This is a genomic window from Leisingera sp. ANG-Vp (assembly GCF_000813725.1).
Lineage (GTDB): Bacteria > Pseudomonadota > Alphaproteobacteria > Rhodobacterales > Rhodobacteraceae > Leisingera.
This window is the reverse complement of sequence record NZ_JWLD01000062.1, coordinates 34,991-53,803: the sequence shown is the minus strand read 5'-3', so window position 1 is coordinate 53,803 and position 18,813 is coordinate 34,991. Positions and strand designations below refer to the sequence as shown.

The following is an 18,813-nucleotide window of genomic DNA, read 5'->3' as shown; positions in this document are numbered from 1 at the left end:
GCTGTATCAATGGCGGGGGGTGGCGGAGACCGTGGGCATGCAGCACATCGTGCGCCATTACTACTACAGCCACGACACCATCAACCCGCACCGGATCATCCCCATCAATCCGGACATCGATTGGCTGGAGCCGCACCGCCGCGGCTGACCTGCCGCAAGATGACGCCAATCAGCGTCACATCGGTAAACACCGCGTCAAATTGGGAGTTCACGCACGGGCCAGGTTGCTTTATTAACCACCTTGTCTCATACGGCATCCGACCTGTTCGGAGAGAATGTTTCACCGGTGGCTACCGAGATGCTTGAACCCCTGCCCGACAATGCAACTGTGCCCCGGGATCACGGCGGCAATCTGAGCGCCGCCATGGATGAATTCGGCGGCGCCCGCAGCGATTGGATGGATCTGTCCACCGGGATCAATCCGCATCCCTATCCGCTGCCTGAGTTCACCGCCGCCGATTGGGGCGCCCTGCCCGACGCGGCTGCTTTGGCCGGTTTGGAACAGGCGGCGCGGTCGTTCTGGAGCATTCCGGATGAGGCTGCCGTGCTCGCGGCCCCCGGCGCCTCGGCCCTGATTGCTGCCATCCCCGCCCTGGCCGAGCCGCGCTGGGTGCAGATCACCAAGCCGACCTATAACGAGCACGCCGCCGCCTTTGAGGCCCGCGGCTGGATCATCCGCGTTGACGGCCCGGCTGAGGCGCGCGTTGCGGTGCATCCGAACAACCCCGATGGCCGCATGTGGAGTGAAGACCAGCTCAACGCGCCGCTCACCGTGATTGACGAGAGCTTCTGCGACGTCTGCCCCGGTGAAAGCCTGATCCGCATGGCGGCCCGCCCCGGCGTTGTCGTGCTGAAGAGTTTCGGCAAATTCTGGGGCCTTGCAGGTATGCGGCTGGGGTTTGCTATCGGTGACCCGAAGCTGATCAGGGAACTCTCAACGTGGCAAGGCCCGTGGGCCGTTTCCGGCCCGGCGCTGCGCACCGGCGCGCAGGCCCTGCAGGATCAGGCCTGGGCTGAAGACACCCGCAACCGCCTGCGGCAGGATGCGGCCCGGCTGGACGAACTGGTGCTGGCCAAAGGTGCCAGCCTGGCGGGGGGCACCGATCTGTTCCGGCTTTACAGCGTGGACGATGCCGCCGCCTGGCAGGAGAGACTGGCCCGCGCCCATATCTGGAGCCGCATCTTTCCCTATTCCAAAACTTTCCTGCGCCTCGGCCTGCCGCCCGCCAGCGGCTGGGAGCGGCTGGAGGCCGCGCTATGACCGCCGCAGCAATGCTGGCGCTTGCATTACTGCTGGACGCCGTTCTCGGCGAGCCGAAATGGCTGTGGTCCCGCATTACCCACCCGGCGGTGCTGATGGGCAGGCTAGTCGGCTTTCTCGACCGCAAGCTAAACACCGGCCCCAGCCGCCGCACCAATGGTGTGATCGCCGCCGCGGTGCTGATCCTGTGCGGTTTCGTTGCTGGCAAGCTGCTGTCGCTGCCCGGCGCGCTGGTGGAGATCCTGGCGGCCGCCTTCCTGATCGCCCAGCGGTCGCTGACCGAGCATGTGGCCGCCGTCGCCAAGGGGCTGCAGCGCAGCCTAGCTGAAGGACGCGGTGCGGTAGCGATGATTGTCAGCCGCGACACGGCAGAGATGACGGCGCCGCAGGCTGCCCGTTCGGCCATAGAAAGCGGTGCCGAGAATATGTCGGACGGCGTCATTGCCCCCGCCTTCTGGTTCCTGATTGCCGGCCTGCCGGGGCTGATCATCTACAAGATGGTCAACACCGCCGACAGCATGATCGGCTACCGCAATGACCGGTATGAGGACTTCGGCTGGGCCTCTGCGCGGCTGGATGACCTGCTGAACCTGATCCCCGCCCGTCTGACCGGGCTGCTGATCGCCCTGGCAGGCGGCCAGCTGCGCCACTGGGGCGCCATTGCCGCCGACGCCCGCCAGCACCGCTCGCCCAATGCCGGCTGGCCCGAGGCCGCCATGGCCCGTGCCCTGGGCACGTCTCTGGCGGGCCCGCGCTCCTATGACGGGCAGATGCGGGACTTTCCTTGGGTCAACGCAGGCGGCACCAAAAGCGCAAATGCCGAGACCATCACCCGGTCAGTCGCCATTCTTTGGCAGGCCTGGGCGCTGGCCTTGGCTCTGACAGTTGCCATCGCCGCAGTTTTCTAGCACATAAGGTGCTGTGGGAGCGGTAAGACCAAGGAGCGCCAGAACCATGCGCCTATTGCCCTTCGTCCTCGCAGCTGGATTGCTGCCAGCGGCGGCAGCAGCCCAATGCGGCGGCGGTTTTCAGAATTTCGTCAAGCTGATGAAGGATGAGGCGGTTCAGGCCGGCTACGACACCGCGACGGTCAACGCCTTCTTCGCAGGGACCCGGCAGGACAGCCGCGTGCTCAAGGCCGACCGCGGCCAGGGCGTGTTCCAAAAACCCTTCATCGAGTTTTCCCGCCGCCTGATCTCGCAGAACCGCCTGACCCGCGGCCGCCAGATGGCCCAGAAACACGACGGCACTTTCCAGCGGATTGAAAGCACCTATGGCATCGACCGCGGCGTGCTGCTGGCCTTCTGGGCGTTTGAGACGGATTACGGCGGCTATCAGGGCGATTTCAACACCCGCGATGCGCTGGTCACCCTGGCACATGACTGCCGCCGCCCGGAGCTGTTCCGCCCGCAGGTGTTCTCGGCGCTGGAACTGTTCAGCCAGGGCAATTTCGACCCCAAGCGGACCACCGGCGCCTGGGCGGGTGAAATCGGCATGGTACAGATGCTGCCCGGCGACATTCTGGAGCATGGCGTCGATGCTGATGGCGACGGCAAGGTCAGCCTCAAAACATCCGCTCCGGACGCGCTGATGTCCGGTGCAAGGATGCTGTCGCATCTGGGCTGGCAGCCGGGACAGCCCTGGCTGCAGGAAGTCACTATCCCGCAGGACCTGGACCTGTCTCTGACTGGCACCGCCCGCAAGAAATCCGTGGCGCAGTGGCGAGACTTGGGTGTTGCTGCCCGGGACGGGCACTTGCCTGACAAATCCATGCGCGCCTCACTGCTGCTGCCGCAGGGCCACAAAGGGCCGGCATTCCTCGCCTACCCGAATTTCGACGTCTACTTCGAGTGGAACCAGAGCTTCACCTATGTGCTGACGGCAGCCTATTTCGCCAACCGGCTGCAGGGCGCCGAAGTCTATGACGCCGGCAAGCCCGAAGGCGGCCTCTCCGGCACCCAGATGAAACAACTGCAGCAGAAATTGCAGGCCCTGGGCCATAACGTCGGCAAGATCGACGGCATCCTCGGCGCCCGCACCCGGCTGGCAGTGCAGAAGGAACAGGCCCGGCTTGGTCTGCCCGCTGACGCCTGGCCGACACCGGCACTGCTGCAGAGGCTTTAACGCACCGGGAACCGCTCGCCCTTCTCAGTAATCAGGATCACGCGGCTGCCGTTGCGGACATAGAGATCGCAACGGGCAAAGCCGTTGGCGAAGTCGACGCAAATGCTGCCGTCGGCAGCAATCCGGTAGGTGCCCCAGGCGGTGCCGCCGCCATTCTCAGGCGCGTAGGTATAGGAATAAACCCCATCGCTGCCATAGAGGGACTCGCCGCCGTCAAAAAAGCGGAAGGACTGCCCCGGCAGCGCCTCAAGCTCGTTCTGCGCAAAGGGGGTATCGCCAGGCTTCAGAGGCCACTCTCCGGCCAGCGCATGGCTTGCCATCAGGCATAGAAAAAGGGGCATGATCTGTTTCATGCCCCTTACACTAACGGCTGATCCTGCAACGCGCTGTCACGTTCCGGTGACGGCTGGGATTACCAGCCGATGAACTCCTCAAAGTCCTGCATGGCGCGGTTCCATTTGCCCACGGCCTGGGCAAAATCGTCTGGCGTCATACCCTGGTTGCCCAGGTAAATGTCCATTTCGATCCGGGCTGACCCCTCGTCGGAAATATACCCTCGGGCGAAACGGTTGTTGTTGTTCCACTCGTTGATCTTGGCCAGCCGCACGCCGCCATCGGTCTGATACCCCGAGAAAAATTGGATCTCGCTGCAATTCGCATTGTTGCTGCAGCCATAATAGTAGACCGAGAAATCATTGCCGTAATATTCGACCTTCAAGTTCGGATCGCCTACGCTGTCAGTCGTCACCTCAACCTGTGCGCCTTCATCCCTGAAGAAGCTGGCCACACTGTCGCCGGTCTTGGCCACCACATTCTGGGCCTCAGCGGCCACCGGCATCATCAGCGCCGCAGAGGCGGCAATTGCTTTCAGCATATTCATTTGTCACTCCACCAAATTTATCACTTTTCTAGGCCGCAGCGCCGATCCCCGCGGCGCTGCCCCTTCAAGCTACCATCGCCTCTGCTTTCTTCAGGTCAACTGAAACCAGCTGGCTCACGCCTTTTTCCTGCATGGTGACGCCAAACAGCCGGTCCATCCGCGCCATCGTCACCGCATGGTGGGTGATGATCAGGAAGCGGGTGTCGGTCTGGCGGCACATCTCGTCCAAGAGGTCGCAGAAGCGGGTGACATTGGCATCATCCAGCGGCGCGTCGACCTCGTCCAGCACACAGATCGGCGCCGGGTTCGACAGGAACACCGCAAAGATCAGCGCCATTGCGGTCAGCGTCTGCTCGCCGCCGGAGAGCAGCGACAGGGTCGACAGCTTCTTGCCCGGCGGCTGGCACATGATTTCCAGGCCTGCATCCAGCGGGTCGTCGCTTTCGACCATCACCAGATTGGCCTCGCCGCCGCCGAACAGATGGGTGAACAGCATGGCAAAGCTGTTGTTGACCTGTTCAAACGCGGTCAGCAGCCGTTCGCGGCCCTCGCGGTTGAGGCTGGCAATACCGTCGCGCAGGGTCTTCACCGCGCCTTCCAGGTCGAGCTTCTCAGCCACCAGCGTGTCGTGTTCGTTCTGTACGCCGCGGGCGTCTTCCTCGGCGCGCAGGTTCACCGCACCCAGGGCATCGCGCTGACGCTTGTAGCGGTCCACGTCGTGCTCCAGATCGTCCGAGGCAGGCATTTCGTCCGGCGACACGCCAAGCTTTTCCAGCAGTGCCTGCGGTGTGATCTGCTGCGCTTCGATGATCCGGCCCGCCGCCTGGGTCACCGCATCCTTGGCGGCATCGCTGCGTGCTTCGGAGCGCGCCCTTGCCTCACGTGCCTCGGAGGCCAGCCGCTCGCATTCGCGTTCCTTGTGGACCGCTTCGCGCAGTTCGGCCTCGGCTGCAATCAGTGCTTCGGTTGCGGCGGATTTGCGCGCCTCGGCTTCCGAGATCGCCCCGTTCAGCTCTTCCCGCTTTTCGGCAATCTCCGCCGGAACCGCATTGGCCTCTTCCAGCTCCTCCTGCGAGGCTTCGCGGCGCTCGGCCAGTTCCTCGATCCGCGCTTCGGCGCTTTCCAGACGGTGGCGCCAGCCCGAAAGCTCCTTGGTCACTTCCTGCGCGCGCTTGGTGCGGGCCTCGCCCTCGCGGCGCAGCTCGTCATGGCTGGAGCGGTGCGTCAGCATGGTGATCCGCGCTGCCTCAACCGCCTGTTTGATGTCCTCAACCGCAGTGCGGGCCTGATCCAGATCGCCCAGATCCCCCAGCGCCTTTTCGGCCTCTTTCAGCTGCAGGCTGGCGTTCAGCGCGTCTTCCGCATGGCGGGAGACGGCAATTCCTAAGGTCTCAAGTTTGGCTTCAGCCAAGTTGCGGTCGGCCTCCGCGCGGCTGAGGGCACGGGCTGCATCCGCCACGCGCTGGTCCGCCACCCGGCGCGCCTGGCGGGCGTTCTGGTCAGCCAGCGTCACCTCTTCCAGCTTGCGCAGCAGCATCTCATGCGCGGCGCGGGCACCGTCAGCCTTGGCGCTGACCCGCTCCATTTCCTGCTTCAGCGCTTCCAGCTTGTTGAGCTGCTCCAGCCGCAGCGCTGCTGCGCTTGGCGCATCCTCGGCCCAGGCCCGGTAACCGTCCCAGCGCCACAGGTCGCCCTCAGCCGTCACCAGCCGCTGGCCCGGGCGCAGCTGTGCCTGCAGACCTGCAGCGGCGTCGCCGTCCACCAAGCCGATCTGCGCCACCCGGCGCGACAGGGCATCGGGGCCGGAGACAAACAGCGCAAGCGGCTGCACGCCCTCCGGCAAGGGCGCATCGCGGTCATAGCCTGACAGGGCCACCCAGCCGGTCGGCCCATCCCTGTCTGCCAAAGGCGCCCGCAAGTCATCAGCCAGCGCAGCGCCCAGGGCCTTCTCATAGCCAGGTGCCACGCTCAGCTCATCCAGGACCTGGCCGCCTTCGGCTGTGTCGCGCTCCACCAGTTTGGCCAGAGCCGTCACTTCGGCCCGCAACGCGCCCAGTTCGCCTTCAGCCTCCGAGCGCTGCGAGCGTGCCTCGGCCTCGCGGGCCTGGGTCTCGGTGCGGGCTTCATCAGCCGCCGCCAGCGCCTCTTCGGCCATTTCCGAGGCTTCGCGGGCCTCTTCCTCAGCCGTCACAGCCGCATCGAATTTCTCTTCGGCCAGCTCCAACGCTTCCTGCGCCTCGGCTTGGGCACCGCGGGCTTTCTCCGCCTCGCCTTCCGAGCGGCCCAAAGCGCGCTGGCAATCCTCGACCGCCCGGCGGGCTGATTGATGCCGGGCCGCAAGGCGCGCCACATCCTCGGTCACCTGCGCCAGATGGTCTTCGCGCGCCTGCAGGACCGAACCTGCATCGCGGGCCAGTTCCGCCGCTTCCGCCAGTTTACCGTCATGCCCATCGCCAGCCTTGGACAGCTCGCGCTGCTCCCATTCCAGCCGTTCGATGGTTTCGCCCGCGTCCTTGTTCAGGCCCGCTTCGCGCTCGATGTCGTTGCCGAGCTGCACAATCCGGTTGCTGAGCCGTTCAATGGTCTGGCGCGCCTGCGCCTCCTGATCGCCCAGCGAATCCCGCTGTACAACCAGCCGCTGCAGAATGGCCGCGGCAATGGCCTCTTCCTCGCGCAGCGGCGGCAGTTTTTCCTCAAAGGTGCCGCGCTGCGCCGCTGCGGCGCGCACCAGCGCCTCCGCCTTGGCGGCCTGCTCAACCCGCACCCGCAGCTCATCTTCAGAGGCCAGCCGTGCCTCATCCGCTTCGCGCCAGCGGCGGTACAGCAGCATGCCTTCCGCCAGCCGCAGCTTCTCGCCGATCTCGCGGTAGCGTTGCGCCTGCCGCGCCTGCTTGGCCAGCTGTGCCAGCTGCGCCGCCAGCTGCTCGATCACGTCATCGACGCGCAGCAGGTTGGCCTCGGTGTTCTTCAGCTTCAGCTCGGCCTCGTGACGGCGCTGATAAAGGCCGGAGATCCCCGCCGCCTCTTCCAGAATGCGCCTCCGCGCCTTGGGCTTGGCATTGATCAGCTCGGCAATCTGCCCCTGCCGCACCAATGCCGGCGAGTGCGCCCCGGTCGAGGCATCGGCAAACAGCATCTGAACGTCGCGCGCGCGCACATCCTTGCCGTTGGACTTATAGGCGCTGCCCACATCGCGGGTGATCCGGCGCACGATCTCAAGCGCATCCGCTTCGTTGAAGCCCGAGGGCGCCAGCCGTTCGGAGTTGTCGATGTTGAGGCTCACCTCAGCAAAGTTGCGCGCGGGCCGCGAGGACGTGCCGGCAAAGATCACATCTTCCATGCCGCCGCCGCGCATCGCCTTGGCGCGGGTCTCGCCCATCACCCAGCGCAGCGCCTCGAGAAGATTGGATTTGCCGCAACCGTTTGGACCCACAACCCCTGTCAGCCCGTCGGCGATGACCAGTTCGGTAGGATCAACAAAGCTTTTGAAGCCGTTCAGCCTGAGCTTGGAAAACCGCAAAGCTGCCCCTTCGTGATTCCGTATCGAGAAAGTTCAGCGGTTCCTACCCTGCGAGTCAACGCTCCGCACCCCCAAATCGGGGCGAATTCGCCTCAATCGCCACCATATCTTGTGGATAACCCGGATGGAGCGGCGATGTTCCGCCAAGCTGCCCCGGTTCTGCCTTCACGCCGGGCTGAGCAACCGTCCCAGCCGGGCAATCCCCTCTTCAATCGCCGCATGGTTCGAATTGGAAAAGCTCAGCCGGATCGTATTGGCGCCGCTGCCATCGGCGAAAAACGCCTGACCGGGAACAAAGGCCACCCGTTCTGTCTCCAGCGAACGGGCCAGCAAAGCGGCACCGTCCGTACCCGCCGCCAGGGTCATCCAGACAAACATGCCGCCCTCGGGCCGGGTCCACTCAACGCCCTCAGGCATGTGGTCCTCCAGGGCCGCCAGCATCACGTCGCGGCGGCGCTGATAGACCGCGTGCAGCTGCTCGACGTGTTCATCGAAACAGGCCTCGGCAACTGCGTGCACCGCCATCTGGTTGATGGTCGACGTGTGCAGATCAGCCGCCTGCTTCAGCAGCACCATCTGCGAGATCACCGGTTTGGCCGCCACCGCCCAGCCCAGCCGCAGCCCCGGCGACAAGGTTTTGCTGAAAGAGCCGCAATAGATGGTGCGGCAGTCCTCGATCGAGCCCTTCTGCTTCAGTTCCAGCGCCAGCACCGGCGGCACTGGCTCGCCATCGTAACGCAGCGACTGATAGGCGGCGTCTTCGATCACAGCGCAATCCAGCGCCTCGGCCAGCTCCAGCAGCCGCAGCCGCCCGGCCCGCTCCAGGGTTTCGCCGGTCGGATTGGCGAAATCCGGTGAGAGATAGGCAAATTTCACCCTGCTGCCCGCCTCTGCCGCAGCCTCAGCATAGCTTTCGGCCAAACGGTTGGTTTTCAAGGCCAGCCGGTCATAACGCGGCTCATAAGCGTTGAAGGCCGCCAGCGCGCCCAAATAGGTTGGCCAGCCGACCAGCGCCGTGTCGCCGGGCGACAGGAACAGCTTGCCCAGATAGTCCAGCGCCTGCTGCGAGCCGGAGGTGATCAGCACGTTGTCCGCATCGCAAGTGATGCCGATCTTCGCCATCTCGCCGACGATCCATTCCCGCAGCGGCAGGTAGCCCTCGCTGACCGAGTACTGCAGCGCCAGCGCCTGCCGTTCGGGCGTCAGCGCGTTCTTGAACGCCTCGGCAAATTCATCCGCCGGAAACAGCGCCGGGTCCGGGATCCCGCCGGCAAAGGAGATGATATCCGGCTGATCCAGCAGTTTCAGCAGCTCGCGGATTTCCGACGCCTTCATCCGGTTGTTCCGGGCGGCAAAGATCTGATCTAGCTGCATGGCTCTCTCCCCGCTCATGATCTAGCGTCACGGTACGGGCACGCAAATTAATGTCAATAATACTGACCTATTGTTACAGCCTTCGTGAACGCCCCGCCTTGCGGCGCCCTGGCAAGCGTGGTCATATGATTTGACCAATTTTAACGAGCCCGCCTATGCCGTTCCAGAAAGTCCAGCCCGAGAAACTCTCCGCCTCCGTCGTCAAGCAGATCGAGCAGCTGATCCTGCGCGGCATCCTGACACCGGGCGAGCGCCTGCCGTCCGAACGCGAACTGGCCGAGCGCCTGGGCGTCTCCCGTCCCTCCCTGCGCGAGGCCATCGGGGAGCTGCAAGAGCGCGGGCTATTGACCTCCAAGGCAGGCTCCGGCGTGTTTGTGGGGGATGTGCTGGGCTCGGCTTTTTCCCCTTCGCTGATCCAGCTCTTTGCCACCCATGACGAGGCGGTGTTCGACTACCTCTCCTTCCGCCGCGACATGGAGGGGCTGGCGGCCGAGCGCGCTGCCCGCTTTGGGTCGGATTATGATCTGCAGGTGATCCAGACGATCTTCGAAAAGATGGAAGCAGCCGGCAACCCGGCAACTTCTGAGGAAGCAGCCAGGCTCGACGCCCAGTTCCACTCTGCCATCATGGACGCCAGCCACAACGTCATCATGCTGCATATGATGCGCTCGATGTTCGACCTGCTGCAGCAGGGCGTGTTCTACAACCGCCGCATCATGTTTCAGCAGCACACGACATATGAGGCGATCCTGGAGCAGCACCGGGCCATCAACACTGCTCTGCAGGCCCGTGACCCGCAAGCGGCCCGCTCCGCGGTCGAGAGGCACCTGGACTATGTGAAACAGGCCCTCACCGACCATCAGCGCGCCGAACGCAACGCCGAAGTGGCAAGGCAGCGGCTGGAGCATGAGACCGGGAAAGGGTGACGATGCAGGTTTATGACCGACAAGCGGATTTAGTTGCCATGGTTTGAGAAAACTCCAATGACTGCTTTGAAGGTTAACCTATGCAGGCTTCAGGTTGAGCGCGTTGTTCTGGGTTAGTCCGTCGCTTACACCCAGATTTCAGTTGTTGGCGCCAAGAAGACAGCCTCGCGCAAATCATCGTCCGCAAGGAACTCGCGCGGTTTTTTGTTGCCCTCAAAAATTGGTCGATTTTCTGCAGCCTCATCAATGGCAAACGACATACCATTAGAGAAAGAAATCCGCATCGAACGTTGATGTAATTCTAGCGACGTTATCTTTGAGCCGACCAGATTAGGACTGAGGTTATCAACGTCGCCGGTTATCCAAGGTTGCGGTCTTCCATAGTCCTCGAAGAAAGGGTCTTGGATGAGAATACCGTCGGCGACCATCCATTCACCGGCACCCCAAATTGCGACAACCAGCCACTCTTCTCCCAATCGTAAGCCAAAAAAACCAGGGCCACCCATGCCGTAAGTACCGACGTACGTCAGTAACTCATCAACCTGACGACCTGTAACTTGCTCAACTGAGAGAGCATTGGGAACAAACGGTATCAAATGTCCGCTTGGGCCAACTGCCCCGCGTTCGTCGTCCGGTATCGGCTGAGATGGATCGGGTATCTCAAATTCGTAGCGCATCGACGACATTGGTCCCATATCTGCCAACTGACGTTTAGAGCTCCAAGCCAAGAACTGCCGTGAAAATGGCAGTTTTCCACCAATGGCGAGACGGACCAAATATTTTCCGAAGCCTGTCACCTGATTGCTCCAATAACCAAGAAGCCGACATTTGCGCAGGTCGAAGCATTTGTCAAAATGTGCTAAAAACGCCCCCTTCCCCAAACAAAAAAACCCGGCCACTAGGACCGGGTTCTTTTAACTTGTCTGTATCAGCTCAAGCTTAGTGCAGCTTGGCGTCCACATCCGCGATGGCGGCGTCGATCAGCTTGTTGGCCTCGGTCGCGGTCATCTGCTTGGAGATCACCTGATCCGCGGCGGCAACAGCGATGGAGATCGCCTGGTCGCGCACTTCCTTCACAGCCGAAGCTTCTGCCGAAGCGATCTGCTCCTGAGCAGCCGCCAGACGGCGGGCGATGGAGGTTTCCAGATCCGCTTTGGCCTGCTCGGCTGCGCGGGCAGCTTCGTCACGGGCCGCAGCCACGATCTGATCGGCCTGGGCCTGAACTTCCTGCTGCTTGCGCTCGTAGGACGCCAGAACGGTCTGGGCCTCTTCACGCAGGGCGCGGGCTTCGTCCAGTTCCTTCTGGATGCCTTCGGCGCGGTTGTCGAGCTGGCCAGCCAGCAGCGACGGCACCTTGGCAAACAGCAGAATGCCGATGAACAGCAGGAATGCCAGCGCAACAACCAGGTTGGTGTTGGACAGGTCCATGCCGCCGCCGGCCGCAAATGCGGGCGATGCTGCGCCAAGGGTCAGGGCAAGAGCGAGAATATTGCGCATGTCCTTATCCTTTCGTCCGCTCGGCAACTGCCGCGGCAATTGCGTCTGCGTCTGCGGCACCGCCCAGCGCGGTCACCAGCTCAGCAGCGGTATCGGTGGCAACAGCCTTCACGCTTTCCAGCGCGCCGGCCTTGATGTCGGCGATAGCCTTTTCAGACTCGGCCGCCTTGGCAGCGATCTGCTCGTCTGCTTTGGCAATTGCCTCGTCCAGCCCGGCCTGGATTTCTGCGCGGGTCTCAGCAGCGATGCGCTGAGCCTCGGCACGGGCATCCGCCAGAGCTTTGTTATATGCGTTTTCGGCCTCGACAGCCTTGGCTTTCAGGTCTTCAGCCGCGGCGAGGTCGTTGGTGATGGTCCCCTGACGCTCGGCCAGCACCGCTGCAATGCGGGGCAGCGCGACGCGCGACAGGATGAGGTAGATCACGACCAGGGCGACCACGAGCCAGAAGATCTGGTTCCCGAAGGTCGAGAAGTCCAGCTGCGGCATTGCGGAACCGCCGCCGTGTGCTGCCTCTTGCGTATTTGATGCCATGTCGTCCTCCCAGGAACTTGCCGTTACACCGGGCAGCGCAGGATCTGCACTGCCCGGCCGTAAGGAAATAGGTTCCTAAGGTCTTAGACGGCGAACATCAGCAGCAGAGCGACCAGGAACGAGAAGATGCCCAGTGCTTCTGCAAACGCGATGCCGATGAACAGGGTTGCGGTCTGGCCGGCTGCTGCCGACGGGTTGCGCAGAGCGCCTGCCAGGAAGTTGCCAGCCACGTGGCCCACACCGATTGCGGCTGCGCCGGAACCGATTGCTGCCAGGCCTGCGCCGACGAACTGACCGAGTTGTGCGATATCGCCTTCCATGATTTCTCTCCTTACGATGGAATGTGGTGATTTCTAGTTTGGGCAGCCCCTTGGGGGCGCTGCCCGGTAAGCTTCCGGATCCTGGCCTTAGTGGCTCGGGTGCAGTGCGTCCTTCAGGTACACGCAGGTCAGGATGGTGAAGACGTAGGCCTGGATGAAGGCCACCAGAACTTCGAGTGCGTAAACCGCGGTGATGGCAAAGATCGGCAGGAAGCTGAACATGCCCAGTGCTGCGGCAAAGCCTGCGAACACTTTCAGAACCGCGTGGCCGGCCATCACGTTGCCAGCCAGACGGATGGAGTGGCTGACGGGGCGCACGAAGTAGGAAATCAGTTCGATGATGGCCAGGATCGGGCGGAGCGCCAGCGGCGCGCTCGACACCCAGAACAGGCCCAGGAAGCCAACGCCGTTCTTGACAAAGCCGACCACGGTCACAGTCACGAACACCAGCGCCGCCAGAACCGCGGTGACTGCGATGTGCGAGGTGGTGGTAAAGGAGCCAGGGATCAGGCCCAGGAAGTTGGCCATCACGATGAACATGAACAGGGTCATGATGTAGGGGAAGAACTTGACGCCGTCCTTGCCGGCCACGTCCTCAACCATCTTGTAGATGAAGCCATAGGCCAGTTCCGCAACCGACTGGGCGCGGCCCGGCACGATGGCGCGGCGGGAGGAGCCCAGGACCAGCAAGGCGAACACGGCGGCAACGGCCAGCGCCATCCACAGGGTCACATTGGTCGGGGTGTACCAGGAGATGTGATCGCCGAACAGCGCGCTCACCTGGAACTGATCCATCGGGTGGATCGCCAGCTTGGCTTCCGCCGGAGCGAAAATCAGACCCGACACAACTACCAGTGCCAGAGCTGCGAAAAAGAAAATTTTGCCCATCGGTCCGCTTCTCCTGTCGCCGGTGCCGGATCCCGTCGGATCAGTCCCGGTCTTGCGCATTTTTTTCGGCCTCTTCGGCCAGTTTCTCTTTCTGGATCTCTTGCGCGGTGCGAAGCATTGTCTTCACCCCAGCCGCCAGGCCCAGCATTATAAACAGCACCATGAAGATGGGCAGGGTTCCAAACAGGTGGTCCAGCCCGTATCCGATGCCAAAGCCGATCCCCAGACCGGCCACCAATTCAATCACCATCCGCCAGGCCTGATTGGCCAATGAATAGTGCTCATCCACGCGCGGCTTGGGCTCCTGGGCCTTACGCGCCGCCGCCAACTTCTCCTCCAGCTGCGCCATGCGCTGCTTTTGGTCGTCATCGGTCACGGGCGCCATCCTCACGCGAATTTCTGAGAGGTTGCTAAGGCCCTGAGGCCTAGGAGTCAATTACAAGGATTGAAGATTCAATTTCCATATAACAAGCTGAATTATAACAGTTTAATTATCATCACCGGCAAGCGCGCGGATCTGCCGCGCCAGCTGTTAGCGCCAAATCCCGGTGAATCCCATATTCAACCGAAAGGTTGATTTTGCCTGACACCGGCACTGACAAGCACTTACCCGGCTTTCCTTTACCGGCGCGGACGCATAATCTGCGCCGCGATGTCCAGCGAACTCGATACCGTCTTTGCCGCCCTGGCCGACCCGACCCGCCGCGCGATCCTGACCATGCTCCTTGAGGATGACATGGCAGTGACCGATGTGGCAGAGCCGTTCGAGATGTCGCTGGCGGCGATCTCCAAGCATCTGACCATCCTGACCCGCGCAGGCCTTATCGCCCAGGAAAAGCGCGGACGGGTGAAATGGTGCAAGCTGCAGCCCGACGCCATGCGCGCGGCCAGCGTCTGGATGCAGGGGTTCGGCCAGTTCGAACCAGTCAATCTGGATGCGTTTGAGCGCTTTCTTGAAACCGAACTGGCGGCGCAGGACAGCGACCTTCAGGGGTCTTAGCGCACGACAAACACTGATGCCTTGGAATGCCGCACCAAATAGTTGCCGTGCGATGAGAAGATGTAGTCCATAAGACGAGGCGCATGGCTGCCCACCACCACCAGGTCGGCGCCGATGTCCTCGACCGTCCGGGCCAGGATGGTGTCCACCTCCGCCGCCACGTCGTTGGAGTGCACGGAGATGCCTTCGACCCTCACTCCCTCTGTCCGTTCGGCGATCTTTTCCCCGACCCGGCGGGCGAGCGAGACAACAGCATCCGAAGCCGCCCTGCCATCCAGGGTTTCGTCTGTATGGCCGCCTGTCACGTTGACCAATGTCAGCCGCGCGCCCTCGATCCTGGCCATTTCCATTGCCACATCCATGGCCTTTGGCACCGGATCCGGCAGCCGCAGGTCAATTGGCACCATGATGTGCTTGAACATATCACGCTCCTCGCTATCCGAGCGCGTTCCCTGTCCCTGACGGTAGCAGGCACCGGGCCGTTTGCCTTGATGTCCGTCAAAGCAGAGGTTCAGGCTTTGGCACGCTGCGGCTTGGCATCTCCTTCCAGCAGCATTGCCAGGGCCACCACCGACATCGCGACCCCGATCAGCACCATGCCCGGAGGCGCGCCGCGGCCCAGCGCAATCTCCCACAGGATCACCCAGCTGGGAGTCAGGTAGGTATAGGCCATCACCTTGGCCGAGGGCAGCCGCAAGGTCGCGTATTGCAGCAGCACAAAGGTCGCTGAACTGGCGCAGACGGCCAGATAGAACAGCCCGATCCACACGATGAATGGCAGGCCGGACCAGTCTGTTGCAGTGATATCGCTCCAGCCAAAGACCAGCAGCACTGCTGCACCCGCAACCAGCATGCCAAAGGTAAAGGGCAGCGCCGGTTCGCCGCGGTTCAGCTTGCGCACCATCGGCGTATAGATGGCGTGCAGAACGCAGCCCCAGAAATAGATGATTTCGCCCTTGCCGATTTCAAAGGCCAGGAGGGTTCCGAAATCCCCGCGCACGATCACCCAGACCGCGCCCGCCGCCCCAATGGCCAGCGCCAAGGCCATCCAGCCGGAAGTGATCTGCCGCAGCAGCAGCCAGCCGAAGGCCGCGCTCATCACCGGAACCAGGGTAAAGACAGCTGCCGCGCTCACCGGAGCCGCCGTCTGCAGCCCGTAGAACATCAGCACAAAGTACCCCGCAAACAGCCCGCCCAGGACGGCAAAGCGCCAGGGCGCGCGGTAATCCTCGCGGCGAAAGCCCCGCGTGGCCAGCACTGCAGCACCGATGACGCCTCCGGCAATCAGAAACCGCGCAGCGTTCAATGCAGCCGGGGCGATTTCGTTGGCGACCATCACACCGAGCGAAAACGACCCGGCCACCAGCGCTGAAAAGGCCAGCATCGCCAGATGGCCGCGCAGCGCCTCGCTCACAGCTGCCATTCCTTGACCTGCTCCTTCAGGAACTTCAGGAAAGTCTGCACCTTGGTTGTGCGGTGCAGATCCACATGCGTCACCAGCCACAAGGTGCCGGCCCATTCCTCCAGCGGCTCCATCATCTCAACCAGGTCCGGCTGCTGGCGCGCTTCCCAGCCCGACATAAAGCCGATGCCCGCTCCGCTGCGCACAGCTTCCTGCATAGTAAACCCGTTGGTGCACAGAAATGAGATGGCTTCCTTAGGCGCGTAAGTCCGCAGCCAGCGCGAAAACGGGGCCCGGCTGGCTTCGTCATCATGGCCGATAAAACGGTGGTTGCCGAAATCCTCCACCCCTTTCAAGGTTCCGTATTTCTCCACATACGCCTTGGAGGCAAACAGTCCCACCTCCTGTGTCATGAACGGCTGCACCACATTGTCGGGCTGGTCAGGCGCGTTGCCTGCGCGGATCGCCACATGCGCCTCGCCGTATTCCAGCCGGAACAGCCGGTCGCCCGTCAGATAGCGGATGACCAGATCCGGGTGCATGTCCTGGAACTCTTTCAGCGCGGGCACCATCATCGGCGCAAAGGAGGCCAGCGATGTCACCACCAGCTCGCCCGAGACATCATCGCCCTGCCCTTTCAGCCGCCCGACCAGCTGGCTGAACTGATCATCGGTTGCCTGCGCCACCCGCAGAAGATCCTGCCCGGCCTCTGTCGGCGTGTAACCGCGGGCATGGCGCTGGAACAGCTTCACGCCCAGCCGCGCCTCGATTGCATCGATGTGGCGGATCACCGTGGCATGGTGCACGCCCAGCACCTCGGCAGCGCCGCTCACCGTGCCCATCCGGGCCACTTGATAGGCGGTGCGGACTTCATCCCAGTTTTCCATTGCGGCCTCCTAGGTATTTCCAATGGGGTATGCGCGCTGGCGCACAATTCATGTGACCAAAGCGGCGTTGCGTTCGAAAATGCAATACCCCAAATCTCTCCCAGCAACAATGCACAGGAACACGACAATGACCAGTACCGTCCTCCATATCGACTCCTCCGCCCGCGCCGAAGGCTCGGTCACCCGCAGCCTCTCCGCACAGATCGTCTCCCGCCTTGGCGCGGCAAACGTGATCCGCCGCGACCTCGCATCGCCGCTGCCGCTGCTGGACGGCGCCTGGGTCGGCGCCAACTTTACCCCGGCTGACCAGCGCAGCGACGAACAAAAGCAGCTGCTGGCATTGTCGGACTCGCTGGTTGAAGAGCTGAAGCAGGCCGACACCATCGTGATCGGTTCGCCGATCTATAACTTCTCGGTTCCCTCCACCCTGAAGGCCTGGATTGACCTGGTGGCCCGCGTCGGCGTTACTTTCCGCTACGAAGAAACCGGCCCTATCGGCCTGCTCGAAGGCAAGCGCGCCATCATCGCGGTGGCCTCCGGCGGCACCCAGGCAGGGTCCGACATCGATTTTGCCACCACCTACCTGCGCCATGTGCTGGGCTTCATCGGCATCACCGATGTCGAGGTTGTTGCGGCAGACGCCATGTCGATCGACGCGGACGGGGCACTTGCCAAGGCGCAAGGCCAGATCGAAGCCCTGGCCGCCTGACACTATCCGGACTGCGGCTCAACTCAGCACCGCCGGCCTTCCTTCCAGGGGCTGGCGGTGTTTTTACGTTTGGCCTGCCGGGGCCCGCCATGCAACTCTGCCTGAAACAGCAGATCATGGGCAGGCAGGGCGATGAAGAAAATTGGCATTCTCGGTGGTGTCGGCTGGGCCTCGACCATCGACTACTACCGCGCAATCTGCGCAGGCGCCGGGCATTTCTTTGCGGAACGCGGCGCATCCGCGCCGCTGCCGGTTCCGCCGATAACCATCGAATCCGTTGTTCAGGCGCAGACCCGGGCCTTGCGCGGCCGCCCGGGGGATGAGGCCAGCTGGGCCGCTTTTGACGCCGTCTTCCGCGAGGCCATGCTGACACTGGAACGCGCGGGCTGCGACTTTGCAGTCATCGCCTCCAACACGCCGCATGCCCGGCTGCACGCCATCCGCGACGGGGTGATGATGCCGATCCTCAGCATATTCGACGCAACGGCCAAGGCGGCAGCGCAGACCGGCGCGGCGAACGCCCTGGTGCTGGGCACCACCGTAACGATGCAGGCCCGCAACTACGCCGCTGTCCTGGCAGAGCATGGGATCACCGCCAATGAAACCCTGCCGGAAGCGGAGGTTGCCGAAATGCAGGCCATGATCGACGAGGACTTCCACGGCGGTGCCTCAGCCGGCGCCCAGGCCCGCCTGCTGCGCTTTTGCAGCAAACACGCGCAGCCCGGCACCGCCGTACTGCTGGCCTGCACCGAACTGCCGCTGGCCTTCCCCGAACACGTTGACGACGTGAGTTTTGAGGCCGGCGGCTTTCTGTTTGTGAACCCGTCAGCCGCCCATGTTGCCGCGGCGCTGGATCTGGCGCTGGAAGAGGAACGGGGCGGTTAAACCCAGCGCACCTCAACACCTGCCTTCTCAAAGAACGCCATCACATCGGCGCGCTTCATCGAGACCGTGCGGTCATTGACCAGCGGGTGCATATAGATCACGTCCGCCTCCTGCGCCGCAGCATCCATATAGAAGGCCACGCCCTTCTGCGCCCCTGTGATCATCGCCAGCGGGCTGACCGCACCGGGGCGGATACCGAGGTTCTCCAGCAGCCGGTCTGCCGAGCCGAAGGACAGATTGCCGATGCCCAGCTCCGCGCCCAGCGCCTTGAGGTCGATCTCCCGGTCCTGCTGCAGCGTCACCAGGTAGTTCCGCTTCTTCTTGTCCCGCAGGTACAGGTTTTTCAGCCGCAGCGCGTTTTCGCCCGGCACCATGAACTGGTCCTCGACCCCTTTGGCATCTTCAACCGTGCGCAGCGGCACATGGGTGTGCAGGATATAGGGGATGCCCCAGCCGTCCAGCTGCGCCAGCAGCGCGTCAGAGGAGACAGGCAGGCTGTCCTGATAAGCAGATGAGGCGTCCATGATCTTGCTCCGCAAACCGTTTTGAAGTTGCTGAGCAGATCGCGCGGAACTGCAGGGAAATGCAAGGGGCCGGGCGCCCCTTGC

Annotated in this window: 21 protein-coding genes and 1 pseudogene; 8 read left to right on the top strand and 14 right to left on the bottom strand. The window is 62.9% G+C overall.

Going from position 1 to position 18,813, the window contains the following annotated elements; all coding sequences use genetic code 11:
- The 4 genes and pseudogenes from RA20_RS26200 to RA20_RS18515 all read left to right on the top strand — a co-directional run.
- Window positions 1-148, top strand: a pseudogene (locus RA20_RS26200) (glutathione S-transferase family protein); the annotation flags it as partial.
- Between the two features lie 150 nt (window positions 149-298).
- The gene (locus tag RA20_RS18525) at window positions 299-1,261 is read left to right on the top strand and encodes a threonine-phosphate decarboxylase (protein ID WP_039132181.1); all 963 of its coding nucleotides are present in this window, start codon (window positions 299-301) and stop codon (window positions 1,259-1,261) included.
- Window positions 1,258-2,169 carry an adenosylcobinamide-phosphate synthase CbiB gene (gene cbiB / locus RA20_RS18520; protein WP_039132179.1) on the top strand — a complete coding sequence of 304 codons (912 nt, stop codon included), beginning with the start codon at window positions 1,258-1,260 and terminating at the stop codon, window positions 2,167-2,169. The genes RA20_RS18525 and cbiB overlap by 4 nt, the downstream gene beginning before the upstream one ends.
- Window positions 2,170-2,215: 46 nt before the next feature.
- Entirely contained in the window at window positions 2,216-3,385 is a 1,170-nt protein-coding gene (locus tag RA20_RS18515; protein ID WP_039132176.1) for a lytic murein transglycosylase, read from the top strand.
- Here the strand turns inward: RA20_RS18515 and RA20_RS18510 are convergent.
- From RA20_RS18510 to RA20_RS18495, 4 genes are all read right to left on the bottom strand, one after another.
- Window positions 3,382-3,726 (bottom strand): hypothetical protein, encoded by a 345-nt coding sequence (locus tag RA20_RS18510; RefSeq protein ID WP_342586155.1) that lies wholly within the window; start codon window positions 3,724-3,726, stop codon window positions 3,382-3,384. The genes RA20_RS18515 and RA20_RS18510 overlap by 4 nt on opposite strands.
- Window positions 3,727-3,797: 71 nt before the next feature.
- Window positions 3,798-4,265, bottom strand: a complete 468-nt coding sequence (locus tag RA20_RS18505; RefSeq protein WP_039132171.1) for a YbjN domain-containing protein — start codon at window positions 4,263-4,265, stop codon at window positions 3,798-3,800.
- Window positions 4,266-4,329: 64 nt separating this feature from the next.
- Window positions 4,330-7,785 carry a chromosome segregation SMC family protein gene (locus tag RA20_RS18500; protein WP_039132169.1) on the bottom strand — a complete coding sequence of 1,152 codons (3,456 nt, stop codon included), beginning with the start codon at window positions 7,783-7,785 and terminating at the stop codon, window positions 4,330-4,332.
- A gap of 165 nt (window positions 7,786-7,950) precedes the next feature.
- The gene (locus RA20_RS18495) at window positions 7,951-9,159 is read right to left on the bottom strand and encodes an aminotransferase-like domain-containing protein (protein ID WP_039132166.1); all 1,209 of its coding nucleotides are present in this window, start codon (window positions 9,157-9,159) and stop codon (window positions 7,951-7,953) included.
- A 155-nt stretch (window positions 9,160-9,314) separates the two neighbouring features.
- Between RA20_RS18495 and RA20_RS18490 the strand changes: the two genes are divergently transcribed.
- Window positions 9,315-10,085, top strand: a complete 771-nt coding sequence (locus RA20_RS18490; protein ID WP_039132164.1) for a FadR/GntR family transcriptional regulator — start codon at window positions 9,315-9,317, stop codon at window positions 10,083-10,085.
- Window positions 10,086-10,210: 125 nt separating this feature from the next.
- Here the strand turns inward: RA20_RS18490 and RA20_RS24775 are convergent, their stop codons facing one another.
- The 6 genes from RA20_RS24775 to RA20_RS18460 all read right to left on the bottom strand — a co-directional run bounded on the left by RA20_RS24775 (window position 10,211) and on the right by RA20_RS18460 (window position 13,707).
- Window positions 10,211-10,882 carry a hypothetical protein gene (locus RA20_RS24775; protein ID WP_152618547.1) on the bottom strand — a complete coding sequence of 224 codons (672 nt, stop codon included), beginning with the start codon at window positions 10,880-10,882 and terminating at the stop codon, window positions 10,211-10,213.
- 142 nt (window positions 10,883-11,024) lie between these two features.
- The gene (locus RA20_RS18480; protein WP_039132162.1) at window positions 11,025-11,582 is read right to left on the bottom strand and encodes a F0F1 ATP synthase subunit B; all 558 of its coding nucleotides are present in this window, start codon (window positions 11,580-11,582) and stop codon (window positions 11,025-11,027) included.
- Between the two features lie 4 nt (window positions 11,583-11,586).
- The gene (locus RA20_RS18475) at window positions 11,587-12,114 is read right to left on the bottom strand and encodes a F0F1 ATP synthase subunit B' (RefSeq protein ID WP_039132159.1); all 528 of its coding nucleotides are present in this window, start codon (window positions 12,112-12,114) and stop codon (window positions 11,587-11,589) included.
- An 83-nt stretch (window positions 12,115-12,197) separates the two neighbouring features.
- A complete protein-coding gene (locus RA20_RS18470) occupies window positions 12,198-12,434 on the bottom strand; it encodes a F0F1 ATP synthase subunit C (protein ID WP_008553903.1) in 237 nt (78 codons plus the stop codon).
- Between the two features lie 87 nt (window positions 12,435-12,521).
- Window positions 12,522-13,322 carry a F0F1 ATP synthase subunit A gene (locus RA20_RS18465; protein WP_039132155.1) on the bottom strand — a complete coding sequence of 267 codons (801 nt, stop codon included), beginning with the start codon at window positions 13,320-13,322 and terminating at the stop codon, window positions 12,522-12,524.
- 40 nt (window positions 13,323-13,362) lie between these two features.
- On the bottom strand, window positions 13,363-13,707 hold the full coding sequence (locus RA20_RS18460; protein WP_446720158.1) for an AtpZ/AtpI family protein: 345 nt from the start codon (window positions 13,705-13,707) through the stop codon (window positions 13,363-13,365).
- 267 nt (window positions 13,708-13,974) lie between these two features.
- On the opposite strand from RA20_RS18460, the gene RA20_RS18455 reads away from it, so the two are divergent.
- Window positions 13,975-14,322, top strand: a complete 348-nt coding sequence (locus RA20_RS18455) for an ArsR/SmtB family transcription factor (RefSeq protein WP_039132151.1) — start codon at window positions 13,975-13,977, stop codon at window positions 14,320-14,322.
- Here the strand turns inward: RA20_RS18455 and RA20_RS18450 are convergent.
- The 3 genes from RA20_RS18450 to RA20_RS18440 form a co-directional block, all read right to left on the bottom strand.
- The gene (locus RA20_RS18450; protein ID WP_039132150.1) at window positions 14,319-14,744 is read right to left on the bottom strand and encodes a universal stress protein; all 426 of its coding nucleotides are present in this window, start codon (window positions 14,742-14,744) and stop codon (window positions 14,319-14,321) included. The two genes, RA20_RS18455 and RA20_RS18450, sit on opposite strands and share 4 nt — an antisense overlap.
- 89 nt (window positions 14,745-14,833) lie before the next feature.
- Window positions 14,834-15,745: a DMT family transporter gene (locus RA20_RS18445; RefSeq protein ID WP_193748871.1), complete on the bottom strand. Its 912-nt coding sequence runs from the start codon at window positions 15,743-15,745 to the stop codon at window positions 14,834-14,836.
- Window positions 15,733-16,611 carry a LysR family transcriptional regulator gene (locus RA20_RS18440; RefSeq protein WP_039132149.1) on the bottom strand — a complete coding sequence of 293 codons (879 nt, stop codon included), beginning with the start codon at window positions 16,609-16,611 and terminating at the stop codon, window positions 15,733-15,735. The genes RA20_RS18445 and RA20_RS18440 overlap by 13 nt, the downstream gene beginning before the upstream one ends.
- A gap of 127 nt (window positions 16,612-16,738) precedes the next feature.
- Here RA20_RS18440 and RA20_RS18435 point away from each other — a divergent pair, with 127 nt between their 5' ends.
- Together RA20_RS18435 and RA20_RS18430 are read left to right on the top strand one after the other, a co-directional pair.
- Window positions 16,739-17,320, top strand: a complete 582-nt coding sequence (locus RA20_RS18435; RefSeq protein WP_039132148.1) for an FMN-dependent NADH-azoreductase — start codon at window positions 16,739-16,741, stop codon at window positions 17,318-17,320.
- A gap of 132 nt (window positions 17,321-17,452) precedes the next feature.
- A complete protein-coding gene (locus RA20_RS18430) occupies window positions 17,453-18,205 on the top strand; it encodes an aspartate/glutamate racemase family protein (protein ID WP_039132147.1) in 753 nt (250 codons plus the stop codon).
- Here RA20_RS18430 and RA20_RS18425 read toward each other — a convergent pair.
- The gene (locus tag RA20_RS18425; RefSeq protein ID WP_039132193.1) at window positions 18,202-18,729 is read right to left on the bottom strand and encodes a prolyl-tRNA synthetase associated domain-containing protein; all 528 of its coding nucleotides are present in this window, start codon (window positions 18,727-18,729) and stop codon (window positions 18,202-18,204) included. The genes RA20_RS18430 and RA20_RS18425 overlap by 4 nt on opposite strands.
- Between the last annotated feature and the right edge of the window lie 84 nt (window positions 18,730-18,813).